The following is a 24,708-nucleotide window of genomic DNA, read 5'->3' on the forward strand; positions in this document are numbered from 1 at the left end:
GCCCTACTCGGCCCCCCCGCGCGCTTTCTCGGCCACCCCCGCCTGGTCCCCGGCGGGGCCCCCACCCGCCCCGGCGCCCCCCCCCCCCCCGGCGGGGGCCCCCCCCCCGCTCGCCCCGGCCGTCACCGCGGGCTCGTCCTCGTCCTTCACCAGACCCAGGATGCGGCGCGCGCCCATGCCCAGCGCGATCAGGCTGAGGCCGTCGAACAGCAGCGCGAGGGAGAAGAAGGTTCCGATCACGTACAGACTGCTGCCGGGCCAGTTGGAGAGGATCAGGAGGCCCAGCAGGATCCCGAAGGCGCCCTGGACCAGGGTCAGCCCGAAGTACGCGCCGCGCACCACGAGGGCGCCGGCCAGCCGGAAGACCCCTCCGGTGAGGAACAGCAGCGCGGCGAACATCGTCAGCGCCTCGGCGCTCGCCTCCGGGCGGCGCAGGACCACGAACCCGGCCGCCATGTTGATCGCGGCGACGATGACGGCGAGCCAGAAGTAGTTGCTCTTGCGCGACTGGAAGGCCTGGAACAGGCCCACCACTCCGCCGGCCAGCAGCAGCCAGCCGAACAGGAACATGGTGGTCAGGGTGGCCACACCGGTGTAGATCAGGCCCACCAGCCCGGCCAGCACCAGCAGCACTCCGAGCAGGGCCATCACCCCGAAACTGCGGCTGACCTGTTTCTTGCCGGTCCGGTTCTCCCGGGGACCACCGGTACGGTCTGCGCCCATGGACACACCACCTCCTGGAACCCCCGAACGGACAACCCCGCTACCCCGGATCTCTTGATCATAGGTTTGACCGTCCGGGATAGCATCTGGCGCATGGACGCAGCCCAGGGCGCAGCCCTCCTCTCCTCCGTCTCCGACGGCGTCGCCACCGTCGTGATCTCCCACCCCGCCAAGCGCAACGCCATGACGGCGGCGATGTGGAGCGGGCTGCCGGAGCTGCTGGCCGGGCTGGCGGCCGATCCGGCCGTACGGGTGCTGGTCCTGACCGGAGCCGGGGAGACCTTCTGCGCGGGGGCGGACATCTCCTCGCTGACCGGGGACGACGATCCGCAGGCCCTGGCCGTCGCGGCGGAGGAGGCCCTGGCCGCCTTCCCCAAGCCGACGCTCGCCGCGATCCGCGGCTTCTGCGTGGGCGGCGGCAGCCAGCTGGCGGCCGCGTGCGATCTGCGCTTCGCGGAGGAGGGCGCCTCCTTCGGCGTGACTCCGGCGAAGCTGGGCATCGTATACCCGGCCTCGTCGACCCGGCGGCTGGCGGCGCTGATGGGACCGGCCGCAACCAAGTACCTGCTCTTCTCGGCGGAGTTGATCGATGCCGACCGGGCGCTGCGCACGGGCTTCTTGGACGAGCTGCTCCCGGCCGGTGAACTGGCCAAGCGGGTCGCGGAGTTCGCACGGATCCTGACCACCCGCTCGCAGCTCACCCAGGCCGCGGCGAAGGAGTTCGCGGACGGCTGCACCGAGCGGGAAGCGCACTGGGCGGCGCAGGCCGCGCGGAGCGGCGACATCGCGGAGGGTGTCGCCGCCTTCCTGGGTCGGCGCGCACCGGCCTTCACCTGGACTCCGGGCCCGACGCCGGCCCCGGCCCCGAGTCCTACCGGGACGCGGCCGGCGGAGTGAACGCGCGGAGCCTCGCGACGAGTTCGGCCGGAGCCTTGTCCGGGGAACCGGCGTCGTAGGGCGGCTGCGGGTCGTACTCGGTCATCAACTGCACGGTCTGCGCGACCTCGTCCCCGGCGATGCGGCCGAGGAGCGTGAGCCCCATGTCGATCCCGGACGAGACCCCCGCGGCCGTCACGTACTTCCCGTCGAAGACCACCCGCTCGCCGGTGGACTCCGCCCCGAACCGCGCCAGCTGGTCCACGTACAGCCAGTGGCTGGTGGCCCGCCGCCCGTCGAGCAGGCCCGCGGCGGCGAGCAGCAGCGAGCCGGTGCAGACGGACGTGGTCCAGGTGGTGGTGGCGTCCACGGCCCGCAGCCAGTCGAGGACGACGGGGTTCTTCATCTCCAGCTCGGGGTGCGGCCCGCCGGGCACGATGACGATGTCCGGCCGCGTCACCTCGTCGAGCCCCTTGTCGGCGACGAGGGCGAGGCTCCCGTTGTCGGTGCGGACGGGGCCGGGCCGCTCGGAGACGAAGACGGTCTCGGCGCCCGGGAGGCGGCCGAGGGTGTCGAAGGGGCCGATGGCGTCGAGGGCGGTGAAGTGGTCGTAGAGCAGTACGGCGATCTGCATGGCTCCTCCGGAGCGGTAGTCGGACGTCGTGTGTCGGTCGTTGGTCGGCGGTCGTTGGTCGGCGGTCCTCGGTCGGCGGTCCTCGGTCGGCGGTCCTCGGTCGGCGGTCCTCGGTCATCGGTCCTCGGTCATCGGCTCCGTCAGCGCGGGACGCCGAACCGTCGGCGGTACTCGGCCGGGGACTGGCCCAGGGTCTTCACGAAGACCCGCCGGAGGGCCTCCGGGGTCCCGTACCCGCAGGCCCGGGAGATCTGCGCGACCCCCTCGGCCCCCTCCTCCAGCAACCGCCGCGCGTGTTCCACCCGCACCCGCTCCACGTACCGCCCCGGCGTGACCCCCGTCTCCGCCTGGAAGGCCCGCGCGAAATGCCTCGGCGACAGCGCGGCCCGCTGCGCCAGCGCCTCCACGCTCAGGTCCTCCCCCGGGTGCTCCGTGATCCAGTGCTGCACGTCCCGCAACGGCTCCCGCACCGCCGTCTGCGCGGCCAGCTGCGCGCTGAACTGCGCCTGGTTTCCGGGCCTCCGCAGGTAGACCACCAGGTGCCGGGCGATCGACATCGCGAGCTCCCGCCCGTGGTCCTCCTCCACCAACGCCAGCGCGAGGTCTATCCCCGCGGTGACCCCGGCCGAGGTGGCCACCGGTCCGTCACGGACGTAGATCGGGTCCGGTTCGACGGTGACGGCCGGGTAGTCCCGGGCCATCCGCTCGCACACGTGCCAGTGCGTCGTCGCGCGCCGCCCGTCCAGCAGACCGGCCTCGGCCAGCAGCAGTCCGCCCGTGCACACCGACACCAGGCGCTCCGCGCGCCCCCCGTGCGCGCGCAGCCAGTCGGTGAGCCTCGGCTCGAAGTCCCCCCGGTCGTGCCCGCCGGGCACCAGCAGCGTCGTCCCGGCGCCCGGCCGCTCGCACTCCAGGTCCCCGTCGGGTGCCAGCGTCAGCCCGCTGTTCGTGCGGACCGGCGCGGCGTCCAGGGAGACGGTCCGGATCGCGTACCGCGCCGGTCCCGGGTGGCGCTCGGCGCCGGCGAACACCTCCACCGGCCCCGTGACGTCCAGGCTCTGCACCCCGTCGTAGAGCAGGACGAGCACGTTTCGCAACGACATGACCTCATGGTGTGACACCGCACCCGATGGCCGCAATGACATCCATCCCACCTATCCGGCCATGGTGCGATCCTGTCGTGGTCCCACCGACGCGCCGCCCCGGTCACCCGGGGCGTGCCGCCCCGCTCCGGAGCCCCTCCTGAACGCCCTCGCCGCCACCTGCCTGTCCGTCGCCCTGCTCTTCGGCGTACTGGCCTTCGCCGTCGTACGCCCGCGCGGCCTGCCGGAGGCCGCCGCCGCCGTACCCGCGGCCGCGCTGCTCGTCGTACTCGGTGTCGTACGGCCCGCCGATGCCTGGGCCCAGCTGCGCGATCTGCTGCCGGTGGTCGGTTTCCTCGCGGTGATCCTGGCGCTGGCCCAGCTCTGCGCCGACGAAGGCCTGTTCCGGGCCGCGGGCGCCGCAGTGGCCCGGCACGCGGCGGGGCGCGGACCGGTGGCGCTGCTCGGCGGGGTGTTCGGCGTGGCCTCGGTCGTCACGGCCGCGCTGAGCCTGGACGCGACGGTGGTGCTGCTGACCCCGGTGGTGCTGGCGACGGCCGCCCGGCTCGGGGCCCGGCCGCGGCCGCACGTCTACGCCACCGCGCACCTCGCGAACTCGGCTTCGCTGCTCCTGCCGGTCTCCAACCTCACCAATCTGCTCGCCTTCGCCGCGAGCGGGCTGTCCTTCACCCGGTTCGCCGCGCTGATGGCCCTGCCGTGGCTGGCGGCGATCGGGGTGGAGTACGCGGTCTTCCGCCGCTATTTCCGTGCCGACCTGGCCGCCCCGCCGGAGCACGTCCCCGAGGCCGGGGAACCCGCGCCGCTGCCCCGGTTCGCGGCGGGCGTGCTCGCGCTGACCCTGGCCGGCTTCGCCCTCGCCTCCTTCGCCGGGGCGAGCCCTGCCTGGGCGGCCCTCGCGGGCACGCTCGTCCTGGCCGTACGGGCACTGCGGCGCCGGGAGACCACGCCGGTCCGGATCCTGTCGTCGGCGGCCCCGGCCTTCTGCCTGTTCGTGCTGGCGCTGGGGGTGGTGGTCCGGGCGGTCGTGGACCAAGGGCTCGGGGACGCTCTGGATCGGGTGACGCCGGCCGGGGACTCGCTGCCGGCGCTGCTCGCGGTGGCGGCCGTGGCCGCCGTACTGGCCAACCTGATCAACAACCTGCCCGCGGTGCTGGCGCTCCTTCCGGTGGCGGCGGCGGGTGGCGCGGGGCCGGTGCTGGCGGTGCTGATCGGGGTGAACATCGGGCCGAACCTGACCTACGCCGGGTCGCTGGCGACGCTGCTGTGGCGGCGGATCCTGCACGTGGACTCCGGCGGCGCGGATCTGGTGACGCTCCGGGACTTCACCCGGCTCGGGCTGCTGACCACCGTCCCGGCGCTCGCGGCGGCGGTGGCGGCGCTGTGGGCGGCCCTGCGGCTCCTCGGCACCTGACCGCCTCCGGTCCGGGGCCGGGACCGCGGGGGCGTAGCCGCGGATAGAATCGGCAGATCATGACTGCAACCCTCGTCGCCAAGAAGCTCACCGCCGCGCACGGTGAGCGCACGCTCTTCGCCGATCTCGACCTCGTCGTCGCCCCCGGCGACGTCATCGGACTCGTCGGCGTCAACGGCGCCGGGAAGTCGACCCTGCTGCGGATGCTCGCCGGGCTGGACACTGCCGAGACCGGTGAGCTGCGGCTCTCCCCGCCCGGCGCCGCCGTGGGGCACCTGCCCCAGGAGCCCGAGCGGCGCTCCGGCGAGTCGGTGCGCGAGTTCCTGGCCCGGCGGACCGGCGTGGCCGCCGCCCAGGCCGAGCTCGACGCGGCGACGCAGGGCCTCGTGGACGGGACGCCGGGCTCGGACGACGCGTACGCGGACGCCCTCGACCGGTGGCTGAACCTCGGCGGGGCCGACCTCGACGAGCGGGCCCTGCAGGTGGCCGACGACCTCGGGCTGTCCGTCGGCCTCGACCTGCCGATGACCGCGCTGTCCGGCGGCCAGGCCGCCCGCGCCGGGCTCGCCTCGCTCCTGCTGTCCCGCTACGACGTCTTCCTGCTCGACGAGCCCACCAACGACCTCGACCTCGACGGCCTGGAGCGCCTGGAGCAGTTCGTGAAGGGGCTGCGCGCCGGCACCGTCGTCATCAGCCACGACCGCGAGTTCCTCACGCGCACCGTCACCAAGGTCCTCGAACTGGACCTGGCTCAGCAGCAGATCAACCTCTACGGCGGCGGCTACGACGCCTACCTGGAGGAGCGCGAGCGGGCCCGCAACCACGCCCGCGAGGAGTACGACGAGTACTCCGACAAGCGCTCCGCGCTGGAGGACCGGGCCACGATGCAGCGCGGCTGGATGGACAAGGGCGTCAAGAACGCCAAGCGCAAGGCCACCGACAACGACAAGTCCGCCAGGAAGTTCAGCGCCGACGCGAGCGAGAAGCAGGCCTCCAAGGCCCGCCAGACGCAGCGGGCGATCGAGCGCCTCGAAGTCGTCGACGAGCCGCGCAAGGAGTGGGAGCTGCGCATGGAGATCGCGGCGGCGCCGCGCTCCGGCTCGGTGGTGGCCACCCTGCGCGAAGCCGCCGTCCAGCGCGGCGACTTCGCCTTCGGACCGGCCAGTCTGCAGATCGACTGGGCGGACCGGGTCGCGATCACGGGCGCCAACGGAGCCGGAAAGTCGACCCTGTTGGCCGTCCTGCTCGGGCGCCTCGCCCCGGACTCCGGCTCCGCCACGCTCGGCTCGGGCGTACTGGTCGGCGAAGTCGACCAGGCCCGCGGCCTGTTCCTCGGCAAGGAGTCGCTGCTGGAGGCCTTCTGCGCGGCCGTGCCGGACACCGAACCGGCCGAAGTGCGCACCCTGCTGGCCAAGTTCGGTCTGAAGGCGGCGCACGTGACCCGTCCGGCGGCCACTCTCTCCCCCGGCGAGCGCACCCGCGCCGCCCTGGCACTGCTTCAGGGCCGCGGGGTGAACCTGCTGGTGCTGGACGAGCCCACGAACCACCTCGACCTTCCGGCGATCGAGCAGTTGGAGTCCGCACTGGAGGCCTACGAAGGCACCCTGCTGCTGGTCACCCACGACCGCAGGATGCTCGACGCGGTCCACGTGACCCGCCGCCTCGAAGTCACGGGCGGCAAGGTCACGGAGCTCTGATACCGGCGCGCCCCTAGCCGGCGGCGTCCACCGGGGGACGGCGCTTGCGGGCCATCTTGCGGGCCACGAAGGTGCGCGGGAGGTGGCGCACGGCCAGGGCGTACGCCTGGTAGCGCAGGCCGGTGATGCTCACCGGGCGGCGCAGGGCCAGGTCCTTCAGGGCCCGGGCCACCACGTCGCGCGGCTCCAGCCACACCGCGTCGCGCAGGGCGCTGACATCGGATCCGGCGCGCTGCTGGAACTCGGTCCGGGTGAACCCGGGGACCACCGCGAGCACGCGCACCCCGTAGGGCTCCATGTCCACGCGCAGCGACTCGCTGAAGGCGGTGACCCAGGCCTTCGCGGCTCCGTACGTCCCGGTCGGCAGGAGTCCGGCGACCGAGGAGACGTTGAGCACCGCGCCCCGGCGGCGTTCGCGCAGGCCCGGGAGTAGGGCGTGGGTGAGCCGGAGCGGGACCTTGACCAGCAGGTCGAGCATCCGCTCCTCGTCCTCGACCGGGTTGTACGGGAAGGGCGCGGGGAGGCCGAAGCCCGCGTTGTTGACCAGGATGTCGACGGGCCGGGCCCGGTCGGCGAGCCGGTCGGCGACGGAGCCCAGGCCCTCGGGGTCGAGCAGGTCGGCGGGCAACACCTCGCAGACGGCGCCGAATTCGCGGCCGAGTTCCGCGGCGACGGCTTCAAGACGGCCCTTGTCCCGGGCCACGAGGACGAGGTCGCAGCCCTTGGCGGCGAAGCCGCGGGCGAAGGCGGCGCCGAGTCCGGTGCTGGCCCCTGTGATCAGTACGGTGCTCAAGAGACTTTCACTTCCTGGCGGTTGAGCTTGCGGTGCGGGTGCTTTCGGTGTGTCGTTTCACGTGCGGGGCGCCTGGGCCCTACGGCGCCTCATGGGGCGAAGGCGGCCGTGGCGGGCGAGGCGTAGGCCCGCGCGACGTCCACGAGGAAGCGGGCCTCGCCGTCCAGACCGTCCCCGTCGGCCGAGGTCTGGAGGGCCGCGGGGAGTTCCCACAGGTCGGTCTCACCGCGCTGTTGCAAGATCCCCGCCAGCTTCGCCTGCCGCGCCTCCTTGAGTACGCAGGCCAGCGCGGCCGCGGGGCGCCGCTGTTCGGGGACCCCGTTCCCGGCCACGTGGCCGCGGGCGAGTTCGGGCACGCCCGGAGCCACGTACTCCCCCAGGATCAGGATGGCGTCGCGGGTCTCGATGACCTTGCGGTAGACGAGCAGGTTGCGCGGGACCGGGGGCCACAGCAGTTCCAGTACCCGGCCGGCGCGCGGCTTGTTGAGGGCGACGTGCGGGACGGCGTGGACCAGGTCGCGCCAGAGCGGCCAGAGCCGCCAGGCGGTGGCGATGTCGGCGGCCGTGCCGCGCAGGGTGAACAGCGTCGGGACGAGGATCGCGGCGGCGCGCAGCAGGCCGTGCACGTTCATCAGCAGCGGGTTGGCGGGCATCGCCCAAGTGGCGCCGAACAGCGCCTTGAGCAGGTACACGAACCAGAACACCCCGGCGAGCGCGGTACCGAGACCGAACAGCCGCAGCCCGACGGCCAGTCCGCGGCTTTCGGCGCGCCGGCTGTAGCGCCAGCAGACCCAGACGCAGACGGTGTTGGCCAGCAGGTGCGCGGACATCAGCACGAGCCAGTAGGCGAGGGAGGGCACCGGGGCGCCGGCCGGCGGGATGGTGTGCGTGCCGTGGGGCGGTGCGGCCTCGTCCAGGACGACGAGTGCGGTCAGCCAGACCACGGTGCCGGCGCCGGAGGCGAGCTGGAGCCGGCGGCCCCGGGTGGCGGCGGCCACGAAGTAGAGCACGGCGCCCGCCGAGAGGACGCCGATGAGGTTGCGGACCAGCCCGATGGTGTGGGCGTAGCCGGGGTCGCGGCTCATGGCGTAGGCGACCACGTCGGGGAGGTTCAGCGTCATCGCGGCGGCGGCGGTGGCGACGGCGAGCCACAGGCCGCGCTGGTGCGGGGCGCGCAGCGCTCCGGGGGCGCGCAGCAGGACCGCTATCCAGAGGCAGACGACGCTGGGGACGGCGAGCGCGTCGCCGAAGGCGGTGAGATCAGTTGCCATGGCGTCCGTGCCCCCGCCTCTGGTGCTCGTAGCCCATCGCGGACTCCAGCCTGGCCAGGGTGGACCGGGCGTCGGCCGCGTGGCCGGGGTGCGGGCCGGAGCTCCCCGTGCGGATGCGGATCATGCTGGCGAGCATCTCCGCCTCCTGTTCCTGACGGGTGGTGTAGTTGGTGCGCCCGAGCAGGATGGGGACGCCTGCTTCTTCCACGTCGGCTCGGGTGGTCCCTTCGGTCTCCTCCGTGTCGAGCGAGTGGTGCCCGAAGAGGATGTGGCCGATCTCGTGGAGCACGATGTGCTCCTGGTGCAGCGGGGTGGTCTGGGCCTCGTAGAAGACGTAGTCGACGCTGGCGGTGCCGACCCACAGTCCGCACACCCCCGACTCGGCCGCTTCCCTGGGCAGCGGGTGGAGCCGGATGGGGCGGCCCCGCTGCTCGGCTATCCGGTCGCACAACCCATCCAGAGAGAACGGATGTTCGAGCTCAAGACGGCCGAGAATCGCCTCGCACCGTTTACGCAGACTCGGTTGCGGGTGGCGCATGTGTTCCCTCTTCGGACCCTTTCTCGGGCAGCGTCGGTAGGCGTGCGTGGGCAGGGGCATGACGTCCTTTGCCTTCAATGCGTCCTCGGGGGTGCGGCCCTGAGGGGAAACACGGAAGCCCGTCCGCCGAAAGACGAACGGGCGTTCCGCTATGCCTACAGATCTTGCAAGGGAGTTGGCAAGGTATGTCCGTATGTGGCGTACCTATTCGGCCAGTCCGTCACGCGCTGCCACGAACACCGCCTAGCGCTTGCGGCCACCGCCCTGGCCGTCGGGGCCGGTGAGACCGGCGCGGCGCAGGGCGTCGGCCATCGCGCTGTTGGAGGGGGCGGGTGCGCCACCACCCTGGCCGCCCTGCCGCTGACCGCCGCTCTGGCCGCCCTGGCCGCCCTGACGCTGACCCCGGCCGCCGTCGCGGGAGCCGCCCTGGCCGCCGCCCTGGCCGCCCGCCGCGCCGCGCTGCTGCGGCGGCCGGCCGCCGCCGCGCCGCTCCGCGCGCTCAGCCCGCTCGCCCCGCTCACCCCGCTCCTCGCGCTGCTTCGGCGTCCCCGCGCCGCCGCGCTCGGACTCGTCCTCCAGCCGCAGCGTCAGCGAGATCCGCTTGCGCGGGATGTCCACGTCCATGACCTTCACGCGGACGATGTCGCCCGGCTTGACCACGTCCCGCGGGTCCTTGACGAAGTTCTTCGACAGCGCCGAGACGTGCGCCAGGCCGTCCTGGTGCACGCCGATGTCGATGAAGGCGCCGAAGGCGGCCACATTGGTGACCACGCCCTCCAGGATCATCCCGGGGGCCAGGTCGCCGATCTTCTCGACGCCCTCCTTGAAGGTGGCCGTCTTGAAGGCGGGACGCGGGTCCCGGCCCGGCTTCTCCAGCTCGCGCAGGATGTCGGTGACCGTAGGCAGACCGAAGGCCTCGGTGACGAACTGCTCCGGCCGCAGCGAGCGCAGCACCCCGCTGTTGCCGATCAGGGCCGCCACCTCGCTGCCCGCCGTCTTGCCCATGGAGCGGACCACCGGGTACGCCTCGGGGTGCACGCTGGAGGAGTCCAGCGGGTCGTCCCCGTCGCGGATCCGCAGGAAGCCCGCGCACTGCTCGTACGCCTTCGGGCCGAGCCGGGCCACGCCCTTGAGCCCCTTGCGGTTGCGGAAGGGACCGTTGGCGTCGCGGTGGGCCACGATGTTCTCGGCGAGTCCGCCGCTGATGCCCGACACCCGCGAAAGCAGCGGGGCGGAGGCGGTGTTGACGTCCACGCCGACGCCGTTCACACAGTCTTCGACGACCGCGTCGAGCGAGCGCGAGAGCTTCACCTCGGACAGGTCGTGCTGGTACTGGCCGACGCCGATCGACTTCGGGTCGATCTTGACCAGTTCGGCGAGCGGGTCCTGGAGGCGGCGGGCGATGGAGACCGCGCCGCGCAACGACACGTCCATGTCCGGGAGTTCCTGCGAGGCGAAGGCGGAAGCCGAGTACACGGAGGCGCCGGCCTCCGAGACCATCACCTTGGTGAGCTTCAACTCGGGGTGACGGGTGATGAGTTCCCCTGCGAGCTTGTCGGTCTCGCGGGAGGCGGTGCCGTTGCCGATGGCGATCAGCTCGACCGCGTGCTCCTTGGCGAGACGGGCCAGCTTGGCGAGCGCGTCGTCCCACTTGTTGGCCGGTACGTGCGGGTAGATCACCTCGGTGGCGACGACCTTGCCGGTGGCGTCCACGACGGCGACCTTCACACCCGTGCGGAAACCCGGGTCGAGGCCGAGCGTGGCGCGGGTGCCGGCGGGGGCGGCGAGCAACAGGTCGCGCAGGTTGGACGCGAAGACCCGTACGGCCTCGTCCTCGGCGGCGGCGCGCAGCCGCGTCCGCAGGTCGATGCCCAGGTGCACCTGGATCTTCGTGCGCCAGGCCCAGCGGACGGTGTCGGCGAGCCACTTGTCGCCGGGGCGCCCGCGATCGCTGATCCCGAAGCGGCGCGCGACCATCCCCTCGTAGGTGGACGGGCCGGGGGTCTCGCTGGGCTCCTCCGGCTCCAGGGTGAGGTCGAGGACGTCCTCCTTCTCACCGCGCAGCATGGCCAGGACGCGGTGCGAGGGAAGCGCGGTGAAGGGCTCGGTGAAGTCGAAGTAGTCGGCGAACTTGGCGCCCGCCTCCTCCTTGCCCTCGCGGACCTTCGCGGCGAGCCGGCCGCGGCCCCACATGCGCTCGCGCAGTTCGCCGATGAGGTCGGCGTCCTCGCCGAACTTCTCGGTGAGGATGGCGCGGGCGCCTTCCAGGGCGGCCGCCGGGTCGGCGACGCCCTTGTCCGCGTCCACGAACGCGGCCGCCGCGGCGGCCGGGTCCACCGAGGGGTCGGCGAGCAGCCCGTCGGCGAGCGGCTCCAGGCCGGCCTCGCGGGCGATCTGCGCCTTGGTGCGGCGCTTGGGCTTGAAGGGGAGGTAGATGTCCTCCAGCCGGGCCTTGGTGTCGGCCGCGTTGATCCGGGCCTCCAGCTCGGCGTCGAGCTTGCCCTGTTCCCGTACGGAGTCGAGGATCGCGGCGCGCCGGTCCTCCAGCTCGCGCAGGTAGCGCAGCCGCTCTTCGAGGGTGCGCAGCTGGGCGTCGTCGAGCATCTCGGTCGCTTCCTTGCGGTAGCGCGCGATGAACGGCACGGTGGAGCCGCCGTCGAGCAGCTCGACGGCGGACTTGACCTGCCGCTCCCGTACGCCGAGCTCCTCGGCGATCCTGCCTTCGATGGACATGGTCACTGTGCGGTCCCGCCTGCCTTCGTACGTATGCCTGGTGCGCGCTGTCTGGTGCGTGCTGCGTCGGAAGGCTGCCAATTGTGGCAGGTGGCGGCGGCGGACGTCGGGAGCCGTGTCCGTCCCGGGCGTCCCGGGGTCTCGGGTCCCGGGGTATCAGGCCTTCCCGAAGGCGTCCCCGGGGAAGGCTCCGGCGTTGACGGCCTTCATGGTGAAGGCTCCGCCGATCTCGGCGAGCCGGGCGAGGCCGGCCGCGCCGAGGTGCTCGTACGGGGCCGCGTCGAGCCGGTCGGTCTCCAGCTCCAGCGCCTCGCGCACCTCCGTGCCCCGGGCGGTGAGCTCCCCGTCGGCGTCGAGCATGCCGCGCTCGCGCAGCCGGCCGGCGGCGGCGTCGAGGTCGGACTGCTCCCAGCCGCGGATGGCCTTGAGGTACTTGGGGGTCATGCCGCGGCCGGTGGCGGTGTGGCTGACCAGGGCCTCGACCGGGTCCAGGTCCGCGACCAGCAGGGCGGCGAGGTGGCCGTCGCCGCGGTGCTCGCGCAGGAGGGTGGTGGCGTGCCACAGCCTGAGGTGCGGTTCCTCGGGTACGGGCAGGTCGGCGTGGGCGGAGTAGAGGGTACGGGCGTGCCGCGTACAGCCCTCGGTCGCGCGCATCGCCAGCTCCGCGGCCTCGGCGAGCTCGGCGGACTCGATGGTCTCGGCGCCGAGGAGCCGGCGCAGCGTGCTGTCGACGGCCCGCAGCCGGGCGGCGAGGACCGCCGCGGGGGTGGCGGTGTCCCAGACGGCGGGCAGGTGCCGGGCGATCAGGTCGTGGCGGTAGTTGTAGAAGGTGGAGGTCACCGTGCCGGCGGCCACGGCGCCCATCGCCGCGGAGCGGGAGGCGAGGTTGACGGCGACGGGGTCGGTGATGCCGAGGGCCGCGAACTCCTTGCCGAGGTCCGGCGAGAAATAGACCATGGCGTGCAGCGGGTTGATGGCGCCGTGCCAGGCGCGGCGTGCGGCGCGCGGGGGAAGAGTCATGAGCGGCAGGTTACCGACTGCTTAGTACGCCGGAAAAGAGCGGCGCCCGGCCAAACCGCCCTCCTCCGCCAGCGCCCCCGCCCTTCCCCTGCGCCTTCCCCTCCGCCTTCCCCTGTGCCTTGGCCGTCGCCGCACGCGCTGTGACGGCCGAATGGCGATCGTGTGACAGCAGGGGCCATGGACATGACTCGGGGCAGCAGGCGTGAATACGGTCGAACGGAAGCCACTCCCCTACCCATTGGAGTCACAGGTGCACCGCAAAGTCATCGCTCCGAGCGTGCTCGCCGCTTCCCTTCTGCTGGTGATCCCGGCATCGGCGGCGAGTGCCGGTCCGGGCGCCCCGGGTATCGGCGATCCCTACTACCCGGCCAGCGGCAACGGCGGTTACGACGTCTCCCACTACGACCTGCGCCTGCAGTACCAGCCCAAGACCGACCTGCTGGAGGGCACCGCCACCCTCCTCACCACCGCCAAGCAGGACCTGTCCCGCTTCAACCTCGACTTCGGCCTCGACGTCAGCGAGATCCGGGTCAACGGGGTCAAGGCGAAGTTCGCCAAGTCCGGTACCCAGGAGCTGGAGATCACCCCGGCCACCCCGCTCAAGCAGGGCCGCCAGTCGACCGTGGTCGTCAAGTACGCGGGCAAGCCCTCGGAGTTCAAGGTCGACGGCTGGTCGGCCTGGCAGCGCACCCCGGACGGCGGCATCGCCGCGCAGGAGCCCGACTCGGCGATCTGGTGGTTCCCGAGCAACGACCACCCGCTCGACAAGGCCACCTTCGACATCTCGGTCAACGTGCCCGACGGCACCCAGGCCATCAGCAACGGCGTTCTCCAGTCGCAGAGTTCACGGCTCGGCTGGACCCGGTACAACTGGCGCTCGAACAAGCCGCAGGCCACGTACCTCGCGACCCTGGCCATCGGCAAGTTCGACATCACCACCGACAAGACGGCGAGCGGCCTGCCGATCCTCAACGCGTACAGCAAGGACCTCGGCGACAACGCGGGCGCGGCGCGCGCGAGCGTGGAGCGGACCGGCGAGGTCGCGGAGTGGCTGGAGGGGATCTTCGGCCCGTACCCCTTCAACGCGCTGGGCGGCTACGTCCCGAACGTGCCCACCGGGTTCGCCCTGGAGACGCAGACCCGGCCGTTCTACAGCCCCCGGCAGTTCGCCAACGGCGCGAACGTCTCGGTGGTCGTGCACGAGCTGGCCCACCAGTGGTACGGCGACAGCGTGTCCGTCGACAACTGGAAGGACATCTGGATCAACGAGGGCTTCGCCCGCTACAGCCAGTGGCTGTGGTCGGAGAAGGAGGGCGAGGGCACGGCCCAGGAGCTCGCCGACTGGGCGTACCAACTGCGCGCCGCCGACGACCCGTTCTGGCAGGTGAAGCCGGGCGACCCGGGCCCGGAGAACCAGTTCCACGGGGCCGTGTACGACCGCGGGGCCATCGCCATCCAGGCGCTGCGCAACGAGGTCGGCGACGAGAAGTTCTTCCAGATCCTGAAGGGCTGGCCGACCGAGCACGCCTACGGCAACGCCAAGGTCGGCGACTTCGTCCGCTACGCCGAGAAGATCTCGGGCAAGCCCCTGGCCCAGCTCTTCGAGACCTGGCTCTACACCCCGGGCAAGCCGGCCTTCGCCCCGCCGGCGGCCCCGGCCGCCAAGTCCCCCGCCGCCCGCTCCCTCCAGTCCCCGGCCGCCAAGCCGGCGGCGGAGCCGAAGTCCTGGAAGAAGATCGAGGCCACGAACTCCATCCACGACGCCCACTGACCGGCGGCCCTACGGGGCTGCGCGCCGGCGCCCCTCAGCGGGCGTCGGCGCTCCGGTGCGTGGTGCTCCGGTGCGCGGCGCGGGCCGCGCGGGCGATCGGCAGGTACCGCAGCCGCTCCGGCAGCAGGGGTACGAGGGTGCGCGCCGCCAGGCTGAGGAGCCGCAGCCGGCGCTCCTGCGACGGGGTCCATTTCAGGCCGATGGCGGCGCGCGCCTCGGGCGGCATGTAGCCGACGGTGACGAAGGCCCGGAAGTGCAGGAACGCCGGCCGGAGCACCGGCCAGGCCAGGCGCAGCAGGAGCCGGACCGGCAGCCGGCCGCCCTCGGGGCGGGGCAGCGGGGTATCGGTGGCGACGAGCTCGCGGGCGACCTTGGTGGGCTCGATCTCCTCGGCCAGCATCCGGCGGTAGTAGGGCCAGTACTCCTCGATGGTCCGCGGCATGTCCCGGTCGTGAAGGCCGAGGATCCGGCCGACCTGGAGCCACTCGCGGTAGAGCTGCCGCTCCTGCGCGGGGGTGAAGCGGCGCAGCAGGTAGCGCCCGGCGTAGAGGTAGATCGGGAAGCCGGTGGCGTGCACCCAGGCGTAGCAGGCGGGGTCCAGGGAGTGGTAGCGCCGCCCTCTGGTGTCGGTGCCCTGGATCTCCTTGTGCAGCCGCCGGACCCGGCGCCCTTCGGCTACGGCGTCCGCTCCGCCGTACACCCACAGCTGGACGGAGCGCAGCGAGCGTTCGCCGCGGCCCCAGGGGTCGGTGCGGAAGACGGAGTACTGGTCGACGCCGGCCCCGATCGCGGGGTGCGCGACCTGCATGGTGAAGGCGGCGGGGAGCATGAGCAGCGTCCGCACGTCACCGGCGATGCTCCAGAGCACTCCGCCGGGCGGCGGGGGCTCGGGGTCGGTCCGGCCGCTGCCCGTCGCCGGCCGCGTCTCCGTGGTCATCCGCGTACCCCCGTACATCTCACATGCGTCTCATCCATCTCATCCGTCACTCCAGTCTGTCACTCCCGTCCGGCCGGGCCACAGCGCCTCCGACGACTGATGGCCGTGGCGCGGACAGAAAGTCTTGTCACGGGTGTTACCCAGAGGTAACCGTGGCTGCTTGGATTGCGGAGCCGATCTTCCCCCACAGGAACGAGGGAGACCTCCATGCCGTACAGCCAGCCCCGCAAGGTCCGCGCCGCCGCCATCGTCGCCGCGATCGCCGCGGGCGCGATCGCCGCCACCACGGCTCCGGCCGCCACCGCCGCGGAGAGCGCCACCGCGCCGCGGCTCAGTGTTCTGACGTACAACACGTTCCTGATGAGCAAGAACCTTTACCCGAACTGGGGCCAGGACCACCGGGCCACGGAGATCCCGAAGGCCTCCTTCTTCCAGGGCCACGACGTGGTCGTGCTCCAGGAGGCCTTCGACAACGGCGCCTCCGACGCGCTGAAGTCCAACGCTTCCGCGCAGTACCCGTACCAGACCCCCGTCGTGGGCCGCAGCAAGAGCGGCTGGGACGCGACGGGCGGCGCGTACTCCTCCACCACCCCGGAGGACGGCGGGGTCATGATCCTCAGCAAATGGCCGATCCTGCGCAAGGAGCAGGTCGTCTACAAGGACGCCTGCGGCTCCGACTGGTACTCCAACAAGGGCTTCGCCTACGTGGTGCTGACCGTGAACGGCACCAAGGTCCACGTGGTCGGCACCCACACCCAGTCCACCGACACGGGCTGCAAGGCGGGCGAGGCGGCGGACGACCGCGCCCGCCAGCTCCGCACCATCGACGCGTTCCTCGACGCCAAGAACATCCCGGCGGACGAACAGGTCATCGTGGCGGGCGACATGAACATCGACTCGCACGGCGCGGAGTACGCCTCCATGCTGGCCAACGCCGACCTGGCCCCGTCCGACACCCGCACGGGGCACCCGTACTCCTTCGACACCGCGCTGAACTCGATAGCGAACTACCGCTACCCGACCGACCCGCGCGAGGACCTGGACTACGTGCTCTACCGCAAGGGCAACGCCCGCCCGGCGAACTGGGACAACAACGTGGTCAAGGAGCAGTCCGCCCCCTGGACGGTCTCCAGCTGGGGCACCTCCTACACCTACACCAACCTCTCCGACCACTACCCGCTCGTGGGGTCGTAACCCCGTAGTCGAGGCCCGTCAGCCTCCCATGGGCTCCCCAGCGGGCACCTCGTCCGCCGCGGCCCACACCGGCTGAGCCAGCCGGGGGTACGGCAGCTCGTGATCGCGCAGTGCAACGCCCCCTCTCCGGCCTTCGGGCTACGGGAGGGGGCGCTTTGGTGCGTTCTCGATCACATGAGAGCGGCCTCGCCCTCTACGCTGGCAGGTGTCGAAGCTGCAAGGAGAAGGGCAAGGCCCATGTCTACCGATGCCACCCCGGACCCCTACGCCAACCCGCTGGTGTTCGGCCAGAGACTTCAGATCCTGCGAAACCGCCGAGGCCTCACCCGCGACCAACTCGGCGGCCTCGTCGCCCGGTCCGGGTCATGGGTGAAGGCCATCGAAACCGGCCGACTTAAGACACCAGCGCTGCCCGTGATCCTACGGATCGCCGAAGTACTGCGCGTCCGGGACCTGTCCGACCTCACGGGGGACCAGTCCATGCACGCCGCCCTGTTCACCGGCCCCGGGCACCCTCGGTTCGCCGCAGTCCGCGAGGCCCTCAACGCTCTCCAGCTCGGCACCGGCCGGGAAGCCCCTCCTGCCGCACATCTGTCGGCCCGCTTGTCCCGCGCATGGTCGGCTCGGCATTCGGCGCCGAACCACCGCGATGTCGTGGGCGCCCTTCTCCCGGACCTGATCCGTGACGCGCAGGCCGCCGTCCGCCAGACCGAGACGGTCGCCGACCGCAAAGCCGCCCAAGCCTCGCTGGCTGAGGTGTACTTCCTTGCCCAATTCTTCTGCGCCTATCAGCCCGACGCGCCCCTTGTCTGGCGCGTTTCCGAACGCGGCATGATGGCCGCCCAGGACTCGGAGGACCCGCACGCCATCGGTCTCGCCGCGTGGCTCACCACCCAAGCCCACCGCGATAGCGCCCACTACGATGCTGCGGACGCCGTCAACCTGGAGACGCTGCGGTTCCTGGAGCCGCTCCTCCCAGACGCTGGCGCGGACGTACGGGCGGTCGCCGGGGCGTTGACCGTCGAGGCTGGCCTAACGGCGGCCAGGCGTGGGGAGACGGGCTCTGCGTGGCGTTACTGGGACGAGGCCCGCGCACTGGCAGACACCCTGCCCGCCGGCTACTTCCATCCGGTCACCTCATTCTCGCGGGCGGTCATTGGCGCGCACGCGGTCACGGTGGCCGTGGAACTGCATGCGGGCGGTGAAGCCGCGCGGCAGGCGGCCCGCGCGGAGGCGGAGGCAATTCCGTCCCGGCCGCGCCGGGCCCGGCACCGAATCGAGCAGGCTCGCGCCTACCACTTGGACGCACAGCCCGACGTGGCGTTGGCAACGCTGGCGCAGGCCCACGAGGCCGCACCGGAGACGGTTCAATACAACGGGTACGCACGCCGAATCATCCTTGAAGAGGCAGAGGCGAAGAGCCCTGCACGCCGCCGCCGAGCCTCAGACCTGGCCTCACGCCTGGGGCTTCTGACGGCCTGAACGAGGGGGCACAATCTGTGCCCTTGTCGCTACCGAAACGGCCCTACCGTCGTCCTACCACCCGCTGACGACGGTAGGGAGTGACCGTGACCAGCATGATCCGCAGCTGCGCCCGTGGCGTATGGAGCATCGATACCCCGGACGATCCGCACGGCCTGGGTATGGCCGAGGTGCGCGAGCCGAGCGCTGATCTCCTCGACCGGGCGCAGGTCGGCTTCGCGCGGTTCGCCGGCACGGATGAGGACACGTCCGATGCCTGAGCTCTTCGAGTACCAGGATCATCCGCTCCTGCGCCGGCTGGTCCGTGATGTCGCTTCGGGTACGGAGGGCGAGCTGATGGCCGTTGTCCGGCAAGAGGTCCGCCGCGTCCGCGGCGACGCCGAGTACGCACCGACCGCGTACATCCGGATGCCGTCCGGCCGCGAGCTGACAACGTCCGTACGCAACATCGAGGCGGCCGGGTGACCGGGCTCCCGCACCAGATCTGCTACGTCCTGATCGTGCTCGGCATCCTCGCCGCCATCGTCATCGGCACTTGCTGACCCGCACCTTCCTGCACACGACCTGGGGAGAAGCATGTCCAGTCCCGTACCGAACCCCGTCCCGCCGCCCTGCATCAGCAAGCCCGGAGACCCGAAGCCCTCGACTGTTGGAACAGCGACCCCGACCGCACCCGCGAACCCGCGTTCCCTGCTCAGCGACAGCCAGTTCAACGGGGTCCTCGCGACCGTCCTCGACAACAACCCGGGCATGGACATCAGCATCGCCGGCCGGATCTCGTCGAGGCCCTCAAGTTCACCGTGGCGGCAGCCCAGTTCCCCACGGTGCGGATCGCTCCGTCCCGCTACGACCCCGACGTCATGACCCGCACGGTCGCGCTGATCGAGCAGGCCGGGTACACGCCCGACTCCGAACTGTGGGCAGGTCCGGGGAAGGCGCTCGTCACCGTCGCCGCGAACTGCTCGCACACCCCGGTGCCCGGCGGCTGCGGCCCGATCAACCCCGGCGGCTGCGCGACGCACGGTGGCGGCGGCGACGGGGAGTAGCCTCTCCGGACACCGACGAAAGGGTGAGGGCATGACTGCGGACGAGGCCTACCAGCTGCACGCCGCCATGAGGCAGCTCGGAATCCCCGGAGCCGTGAAACCGACGGACCCGTCGGACCTCGCGGGCACCTGGCACGTGGTCGACGAGGCCGGCCAGGACATCACGGCCTACGCACTCGCCCAGGTAGCGGGAGCGCGCCGGCGGCAGCCCGCACGGGGCTTCGTCATCACGCGCTGACCCCTTCGACCGCCCCGCTGATCGGTCACTGAGCCAACACCGACGGGTGCCCGCCGTGATCCGGCGGGCACCTGCGGTACGGGTCTGGCGGGTCGCTCAGCCGGTCGCCTTCGAGCGCTGCCACTCGCTCGCGTAGTCCTGGAAGATCTCCCGCAGGTGGTGGCCGATCTTCAGGTAGTCCAGGTCGTCGAGGTTGGCCAGGGAGACGCGGACCGACCACTGGGGGCCGTCGAAGCCGCCGCCGTTGAGGAGGACCACCGAGGTCTGTTCGGCGAGGCGGAACAACGGGTCGACCGGTTCGTAGTTCTTTTCCAGGAAGTCGGCGAAGTCCTTGCCGTGGACCCGTTCCGCCTCGGCGAGCAGGTCGAGTTCGATGTAGTACCCGGCGCGCTTGTCGTCCTCGGAGATCTTCATTTGGGCGCCTTCGAGGAGGAGGTCGAGGCGTCGGTGGACGATCTGGCGGATGCGCTCCTTGTAGGCCTGGCCCTCCTCCAGCATGTCGAAGAGCGAGAAGAGCGTCATCATCGTCTGCTGGGGCAGGGAGAGTCCCGCCGTGTGGTTGAGGGCCACCGAGCGGGAGTCCGCTACGAGCCGGTCGATGAAGCGGATCTTCTCCGGCTCCAGGGTGAGGGTGCCGTACCGCTTGGCGAGGCGGTCCTTCTGGTCCTGGGGGAACCGGGCGATCATCTCGTCGATGACGTTGTCGTCGTGCAGGCCGATGACGCCGAGCCGCCAGCCCGTGCAGCCGTAGTGCTTGGAGTACGAGTACACCAGGAGGGTGTTGCGGGGGAGGTCGGCGGCGATGGAGCGGAAGCCCGGTACGAAGGTGCCGTAGACGTCGTCCGTGACGATCAGCAGGTCGGGGTTGCTGGTGGCGACGATGTCCTTGATCTGGTTCGCCACCCGGTCGCTCAGGGCGAGCGAGGGCGGGTTGCTCGGGTTGACCAGGCAGACGAGTTTCACCGAGGGGTCGGCCAGCTTGGCGACCTCCTCCTCCGGATAGCGCCACTGGCGCACTCCGGTCTCGGCGAAGAGGCTCGCGGAGACGTTGACCACCTCGAACTCGAAGGTGTCGAGCTCGGGGATCTCGATGTACGGGGTGAACACCGGGGTCATCAGGGCGATCTTGTCGCCCTTCGCCAGGATCCCGTTCTTCATCAGGGAATCGAAGATGTAGCACATGGCGGCCGTGCCGCCCTCGGTCGCGAACAGCGAGAGGTCGTTGCCCTGCGGCGGCCGCTTGTCGAACATCTCGTCGGCGACGTAGCCGCGCACGATCTGCTCCGCGTGGACCAGCATCCGGTCCGGGACCGGGTAGTTGTCACCGGTGATGGCATCGGTCAGCTCGTGCACGAAGGCGTCCTTGTCGAACGGCCAGCGCGAGAGCGCGTACTGGACGCACGCGGACAGCATCTCCACGCCGGGCAGTTCCGGGTGGCGGCGGGCCCACGAGTCGAACCGCTCCCCGATGCCCTTCTTCTCCGGCATCCCGCCGAGGTTGTCGGCGGTCCACACCCGCCGGGACTCCTCCAGCGCGAAGTAGCCCAGCGCGTAGAAGGCCTCGCGCGGTCCGGTGGCGATCCAGTTCGGGTTTCCGCGCCCGGCGTTGAGCATGGCCCGCGCGGTGGTGTCCTTCTGGCCGGGCTTGTCCGCCTGGGCGGCGGTGGCGAGCTGGATGAACTTGTCCTTCAGTTCGAACGGGCTGAGCTGCGCGAAGGACTGGATCTCCTCGCGGCTGAAGCTGGTCTCCGGCACGGTGGTTCGTTCCTTTCGGTGGGGACGTTCAGTGGGGACGTTCAGTGGTGGAGGAGGACGATGACGGCGCCCCAGATGGTCAGCAGTACGTTGCTGATCGCGTAGGGGATCGTGTAACCGAGCGTCGGCACCTGCGATTTGGACTCTTCGTTCACGGCGCCGATCGCGGCCGTGGTGGTCTGGCCGCCGGCCAGTACGCCCATCAGGATCGGGAAGCGGATCTTCTGGACGTGATGGCCCACGAAGAAGCCGACCAGCAGCGGAATCAGCGTGGCGATGGCGCCGAAGAGCAGCAGCCCCCAGCCGGCGCTGGCGAGGCCGCTGGTGAAGCTCGGCCCGGCGTTGAGGCCGACGACCGCGACGAAGAGGCAGAGCCCGAGGGTGTCCATGAACCACTGGGCGCCGGGCGGGACATTGCCGTACGTCGGGTACTTGCCCCGGATCCAGCCGAAGACGAGGCCCATGATGAGCGCGCCGCCCGAGGTGGACAGCGAGATCGGGACCCCGCCCGCGGTGAGCGCGGGGATGCCGAGGCAACCGCCGAGGAAGATGCCGAGGCCCACCCAGATCATGTCGGTGGCGAAGCTGGTCGGGACCGGCTTGCCGATGGCCCGCCCGGCCGGATCCACCAGCCGTTTGGGACCGGAGAGGATCAGGGTGTCGCCGCGCTCCAGTGGAGTGGAGAGGCGGTACGGGAACTCCGCGCCGGAGCGGAACAGTTTGTCGATGTAGACCCCGACCATGAAGGGCTCGGCGCGCAGTTCGGCGATGGTCTTGCCGAGCTGCGCCTTCTCCGAGGCGACCACGTGCAGGTTCTCGGTCTGGTAGCCGAGGAGTTCCACGTCGTCGGTCTCGGCGCCGATGTGCGTCCGGGCGTCGAACTCGACGAGCGATCCGCGCAGGGCGCTGACGGCGACGACGTCGCCCTCGCGCAGCACGGTCTGCTGGGTGTGGTCGAGGATCGACCCGTCCCGCCGGATCCGGGTGAGGTAGATCCGGTGGCCCAGCGCCTTCTGCTGGTTCTCGAAGTCCTCGATGGTCCGGCCGACGAGATCGGGCCGCTGGATGGTGTAGGCCCGAAGGACGATCTCGTAGTAGCCCTCGTGCAGGTCGGGGTTGTCGCCGGGGGCGTCGAGCTCCTTGGCGAGCTGGGCGCTCTCGGCCGCCAGGTCGCGCCGGTAGAGCCGGGGCAGCACGTTGGCGAGGAGCAGCGCGCAGAGGATGGTGCCGAGCGGGTAGGTGACGGCGTAGCCGACCGCGACCAGGTTCTGCTGCTCGGTGATCTGGTCCCCGCTGAGCCCGGGGAGGTTGCCGATCGCGTCCTGGGCGACGCCGATGACGGCGGACTGGGTGAGCGCGCCGCCGAGCAGACCGGCGCTGAGCCCCGGCCCGTAGCCGAGCAGCGCGGCGAACCCCCAGGAGACCAGCAGGCCGGTGACGCAGACGATGACGGCGTTGAGGACCTGGGGCAGGCCGTCCTTCTTGAGCCCGCGGAAGAACTGCGGGCCGACCTTGTAGCCGAGGGCGAAGAGGAACATCGTGAAGAAGAGGTTCTTCACGGTCCCGTCGATGGTGATCTTGAACTGGGCGCCGAAGACCAGGCCCACGACGAGGCAGCCGGTGACGGCGCCCAGGCCGATGGCCTTCCAACGCAGCTTCCCGGCGAGGAAGCCGAAGGCCACCGTGATGAAGACGAGCAGTTCCGGATGGGGCTTGAAGATGTTCCGGCTGAGGAAGTCGATCATGCAGATGCCCGTCCTGAGGGGAAGCGGCGGTCAGGCGCCGAGGATGCCGACGAGGATCGGTCCGGTGAGTGGGAGCAGGAAGTTGGACAGGGCGTAGGTGATCGTGTAACCGAGCATCGGCACCGAGCTCTGGGCCACTTGCGTGACCGAGGTGATGGCCGGCGTGGAGCACTGCTGTCCGGCGATGGCGCCGATCAGCAGCGGCTTCTCGATCTTCAGCAGCTTGCGTCCGACGACCAGCGAGATCGTGGCCGGTACGAGGACCATCGCGATCCCGGCGAAGGGCAGCAGGGCCCCGTACTCCTTCAGCAGCGGCCAGGCCTGCGGGCCCGAGGTCAGTCCGGTGCAGGCGATGAAGACCGCGAGCCCCATGTCCTTGATGGTGGTGGCGGCTTGGGGCGGGAAGGCACCGAAGGTCTGCCGGCGGGAGCGGAACCAGCCGAAGAGCAGGCCGGAGATCAGGCAGCCGCCGCCGGTGCCGAGCGAGAGCGGTACCCCGCCGAGGCGGACGACGAGCTGGCCGAGGAGCGAGCCGAGCGCGATGCCGAGGCCGAGGTAGATGAAGTCGGTGGCGTCGTTCTTGGCCACCGTGCCGATCTTCGCGACGATCCGGTTCAGGCCCGAGCGGGCGCCGACCAGGGTGATGACGTCCCCGCGTTCGACGACGGTCTCCCCGTTGGCCGGCAGGTGCTGTTCGCCGCGGAGCACGTCGGTGACGTAGACGCCGCTGCGGGCGAACTCCGGGTGCGTGGAGCGGATCGAGTCCAGCGTCCTGCCGGCGACCGACGGGTCCGTCATCGCGACCTGGCTGGTGGCGAGCGGGGTGTCCACCCCCGGGATGCCGGGGGTCTCGGGGCCGATGGCGCGGCCCGCGGCGATGGCGTCGGCCCGGCGGCCGACGACGAGGACCAGGTCGGAGAGGGTCAGTTCGAGGTCCGGGGCGGGGGTGAGGGTCTTGGAGCCGCGTTTGACCGCCTCCACGGTGACCCGGCCGCCGAAGGCCGCCTCCAGGTCGCCCAGGGTGCGGCCGTCGGCGAGCGTGACCAGGTGGGTCCGCCCGACCAGGCCGGGCAGCGCCTCGCGCTCGTCGCTCTCCAGCCCGCCACCGCCGCTCCCGCGCATCTTCTCCCACAGCTGGCGCGAGGCGTCCCGCAGGTTGATGCGGAGCAGCATCGGCATGATCTGGCTGGTGTAGATGACGATGGTGACGAGGCCGAAGAGGTAGCAGACGGTGTACGCGGTGGCCACGTGCCCCTGGTACGAGGAGATCTGGTCCGCGGTCAGACCGGGCAGCTTGCCGATCGCCTCGGTGGCGGTGCCGACGACGGCCGATTCGGTGGCCGCGCCGGCGAGGATGCCGGAGGCGGTGCCCACGTCGAGGCCGAAGGCCTTGGCGAGCAGGTAGGCGAGGCCGAGCACGCTGACGAGCTCGATGAAGCAGAGGGCGAAGAAGCGCAGGCTCTTGCGGTTGAGGTTGGCGAAGAACTGCGGTCCGGCCATGTAGCCGAGGGCGAAGATGAAGAGCGCGAAGAAGATCGTCTTCACGTCGGCGTCGATTTCGATCTTGGCCCAGGCGCCGAGCAGTAGCGAGACGATCAGCGTGCCGCAGATGCCGCCGAGGGTGATCGGGCCGACGCGGACCTTGCCGACGAGGTAGCCGACGGCGAGGCAGAGGAAGAGGGCGAGTTCGGGGTGGTCACGGAGCACACCCATGGGCGGTCAGCCGGCCTTGCCGGGAGAG

General features: G+C 71.3%; 22 protein-coding genes. 10 read left to right on the plus strand and 12 right to left on the minus strand.

Translation table 11 applies throughout. From position 1 onward, the window contains the following. Positions 1–3 precede the first annotated feature (3 nt). On the minus strand, positions 4–723 hold the full coding sequence (locus tag ACFXDJ_RS02800) for an HdeD family acid-resistance protein (RefSeq protein WP_384847551.1): 720 nt from the start codon (positions 721–723) through the stop codon (positions 4–6). A 93-nt stretch (positions 724–816) separates the two neighbouring features. Here ACFXDJ_RS02800 and ACFXDJ_RS02805 point away from each other — a divergent pair, with 93 nt between their 5' ends. Further along, the gene (locus tag ACFXDJ_RS02805) at positions 817–1,620 is read left to right on the plus strand and encodes an enoyl-CoA hydratase/isomerase family protein (RefSeq protein ID WP_384651129.1); all 804 of its coding nucleotides are present in this window, start codon (positions 817–819) and stop codon (positions 1,618–1,620) included. Here ACFXDJ_RS02805 and ACFXDJ_RS02810 read toward each other — a convergent pair. After that, positions 1,595–2,233 carry a DJ-1/PfpI family protein gene (locus ACFXDJ_RS02810; protein WP_384651131.1) on the minus strand — a complete coding sequence of 213 codons (639 nt, stop codon included), beginning with the start codon at positions 2,231–2,233 and terminating at the stop codon, positions 1,595–1,597. The two genes, ACFXDJ_RS02805 and ACFXDJ_RS02810, sit on opposite strands and share 26 nt — an antisense overlap. A 140-nt stretch (positions 2,234–2,373) precedes the next feature. Continuing rightward, positions 2,374–3,336 carry a GlxA family transcriptional regulator gene (locus ACFXDJ_RS02815; RefSeq protein ID WP_384651133.1) on the minus strand — a complete coding sequence of 321 codons (963 nt, stop codon included), beginning with the start codon at positions 3,334–3,336 and terminating at the stop codon, positions 2,374–2,376. Between the two features lie 139 nt (positions 3,337–3,475). Between ACFXDJ_RS02815 and ACFXDJ_RS02820 the strand changes: the two genes are divergently transcribed. Beyond that, complete coding sequence (locus ACFXDJ_RS02820) at positions 3,476–4,747, plus strand: SLC13 family permease (RefSeq protein ID WP_384651172.1); 1,272 nt, start codon at positions 3,476–3,478, stop codon at positions 4,745–4,747. 59 nt (positions 4,748–4,806) lie between these two features. Further along, positions 4,807–6,444: an ABC-F family ATP-binding cassette domain-containing protein gene (locus ACFXDJ_RS02825; protein WP_384847554.1), complete on the plus strand. Its 1,638-nt coding sequence runs from the start codon at positions 4,807–4,809 to the stop codon at positions 6,442–6,444. Positions 6,445–6,457: 13 nt separating this feature from the next. Here ACFXDJ_RS02825 and ACFXDJ_RS02830 read toward each other — a convergent pair whose 3' ends face one another. The 5 genes from ACFXDJ_RS02830 to ACFXDJ_RS02850 all read right to left on the minus strand — a co-directional run bounded on the left by ACFXDJ_RS02830 (position 6,458) and on the right by ACFXDJ_RS02850 (position 12,799). Further along, positions 6,458–7,237, minus strand: coding sequence for an SDR family NAD(P)-dependent oxidoreductase (locus ACFXDJ_RS02830; protein WP_384651137.1), 780 nt, complete (start codon positions 7,235–7,237; stop codon positions 6,458–6,460). Between the two features lie 89 nt (positions 7,238–7,326). Further along, positions 7,327–8,508 (minus strand): MAB_1171c family putative transporter, encoded by a 1,182-nt coding sequence (locus ACFXDJ_RS02835; protein WP_384651139.1) that lies wholly within the window; start codon positions 8,506–8,508, stop codon positions 7,327–7,329. Then, on the minus strand, positions 8,498–8,959 hold the full coding sequence (locus ACFXDJ_RS02840; protein WP_384651141.1) for a hypothetical protein: 462 nt from the start codon (positions 8,957–8,959) through the stop codon (positions 8,498–8,500). The genes ACFXDJ_RS02835 and ACFXDJ_RS02840 overlap by 11 nt, the downstream gene beginning before the upstream one ends. Positions 8,960–9,289: 330 nt before the next feature. Continuing rightward, a complete protein-coding gene (locus ACFXDJ_RS02845; protein WP_384651143.1) occupies positions 9,290–11,785 on the minus strand; it encodes a Tex family protein in 2,496 nt (831 codons plus the stop codon). Positions 11,786–11,935: 150 nt separating this feature from the next. Beyond that, positions 11,936–12,799 carry a hypothetical protein gene (locus ACFXDJ_RS02850; RefSeq protein WP_384651145.1) on the minus strand — a complete coding sequence of 288 codons (864 nt, stop codon included), beginning with the start codon at positions 12,797–12,799 and terminating at the stop codon, positions 11,936–11,938. 250 nt (positions 12,800–13,049) lie between these two features. Here ACFXDJ_RS02850 and ACFXDJ_RS02855 point away from each other — a divergent pair, with 250 nt between their 5' ends. After that, positions 13,050–14,570: a M1 family metallopeptidase gene (locus ACFXDJ_RS02855; protein ID WP_384651147.1), complete on the plus strand. Its 1,521-nt coding sequence runs from the start codon at positions 13,050–13,052 to the stop codon at positions 14,568–14,570. 34 nt (positions 14,571–14,604) lie between these two features. Here ACFXDJ_RS02855 and ACFXDJ_RS02860 read toward each other — a convergent pair whose 3' ends face one another. Continuing rightward, positions 14,605–15,507: an oxygenase MpaB family protein gene (locus ACFXDJ_RS02860; protein WP_384847557.1), complete on the minus strand. Its 903-nt coding sequence runs from the start codon at positions 15,505–15,507 to the stop codon at positions 14,605–14,607. Between the two features lie 207 nt (positions 15,508–15,714). Between ACFXDJ_RS02860 and sph the strand changes: the two genes are divergently transcribed. The 6 genes from sph to ACFXDJ_RS02890 all read left to right on the plus strand — a co-directional run bounded on the left by sph (position 15,715) and on the right by ACFXDJ_RS02890 (position 19,467). After that, positions 15,715–16,701 (plus strand): sphingomyelin phosphodiesterase, encoded by a 987-nt coding sequence (gene sph / locus ACFXDJ_RS02865; RefSeq protein WP_384651149.1) that lies wholly within the window; start codon positions 15,715–15,717, stop codon positions 16,699–16,701. A 237-nt stretch (positions 16,702–16,938) separates the two neighbouring features. Beyond that, complete coding sequence (locus tag ACFXDJ_RS02870; RefSeq protein WP_384651151.1) at positions 16,939–18,183, plus strand: helix-turn-helix domain-containing protein; 1,245 nt, start codon at positions 16,939–16,941, stop codon at positions 18,181–18,183. Between the two features lie 86 nt (positions 18,184–18,269). Further along, positions 18,270–18,443 carry a hypothetical protein gene (locus ACFXDJ_RS02875; protein WP_384651153.1) on the plus strand — a complete coding sequence of 58 codons (174 nt, stop codon included), beginning with the start codon at positions 18,270–18,272 and terminating at the stop codon, positions 18,441–18,443. Further along, positions 18,436–18,648 carry a hypothetical protein gene (locus ACFXDJ_RS02880; RefSeq protein ID WP_384651155.1) on the plus strand — a complete coding sequence of 71 codons (213 nt, stop codon included), beginning with the start codon at positions 18,436–18,438 and terminating at the stop codon, positions 18,646–18,648. The genes ACFXDJ_RS02875 and ACFXDJ_RS02880 overlap by 8 nt, the downstream gene beginning before the upstream one ends. 335 nt (positions 18,649–18,983) lie before the next feature. After that, complete coding sequence (locus ACFXDJ_RS02885; RefSeq protein WP_384651157.1) at positions 18,984–19,229, plus strand: hypothetical protein; 246 nt, start codon at positions 18,984–18,986, stop codon at positions 19,227–19,229. Between the two features lie 31 nt (positions 19,230–19,260). Then, entirely contained in the window at positions 19,261–19,467 is a 207-nt protein-coding gene (locus ACFXDJ_RS02890; RefSeq protein ID WP_384847560.1) for a hypothetical protein, read from the plus strand. 96 nt (positions 19,468–19,563) lie between these two features. Here ACFXDJ_RS02890 and ACFXDJ_RS02895 read toward each other — a convergent pair whose 3' ends face one another. From ACFXDJ_RS02895 to aspT (ACFXDJ_RS02905), 3 genes are read right to left on the minus strand one after another with little or no spacing between them, the layout of a single operon-like run. After that, positions 19,564–21,222: a bifunctional aspartate transaminase/aspartate 4-decarboxylase gene (locus tag ACFXDJ_RS02895; RefSeq protein WP_384651161.1), complete on the minus strand. Its 1,659-nt coding sequence runs from the start codon at positions 21,220–21,222 to the stop codon at positions 19,564–19,566. Between the two features lie 41 nt (positions 21,223–21,263). Continuing rightward, complete coding sequence (gene aspT / locus ACFXDJ_RS02900) at positions 21,264–22,967, minus strand: aspartate-alanine antiporter (RefSeq protein ID WP_384651163.1); 1,704 nt, start codon at positions 22,965–22,967, stop codon at positions 21,264–21,266. Positions 22,968–22,997: 30 nt separating this feature from the next. Then, the gene (gene aspT / locus ACFXDJ_RS02905) at positions 22,998–24,680 is read right to left on the minus strand and encodes an aspartate-alanine antiporter (protein ID WP_384651165.1); all 1,683 of its coding nucleotides are present in this window, start codon (positions 24,678–24,680) and stop codon (positions 22,998–23,000) included. Positions 24,681–24,708: the final 28 nt, after the last annotated feature.

The organism is Streptomyces sp. NPDC059443 (assembly GCF_042750105.1).
Lineage (GTDB): Bacteria > Actinomycetota > Actinomycetes > Streptomycetales > Streptomycetaceae > Streptomyces.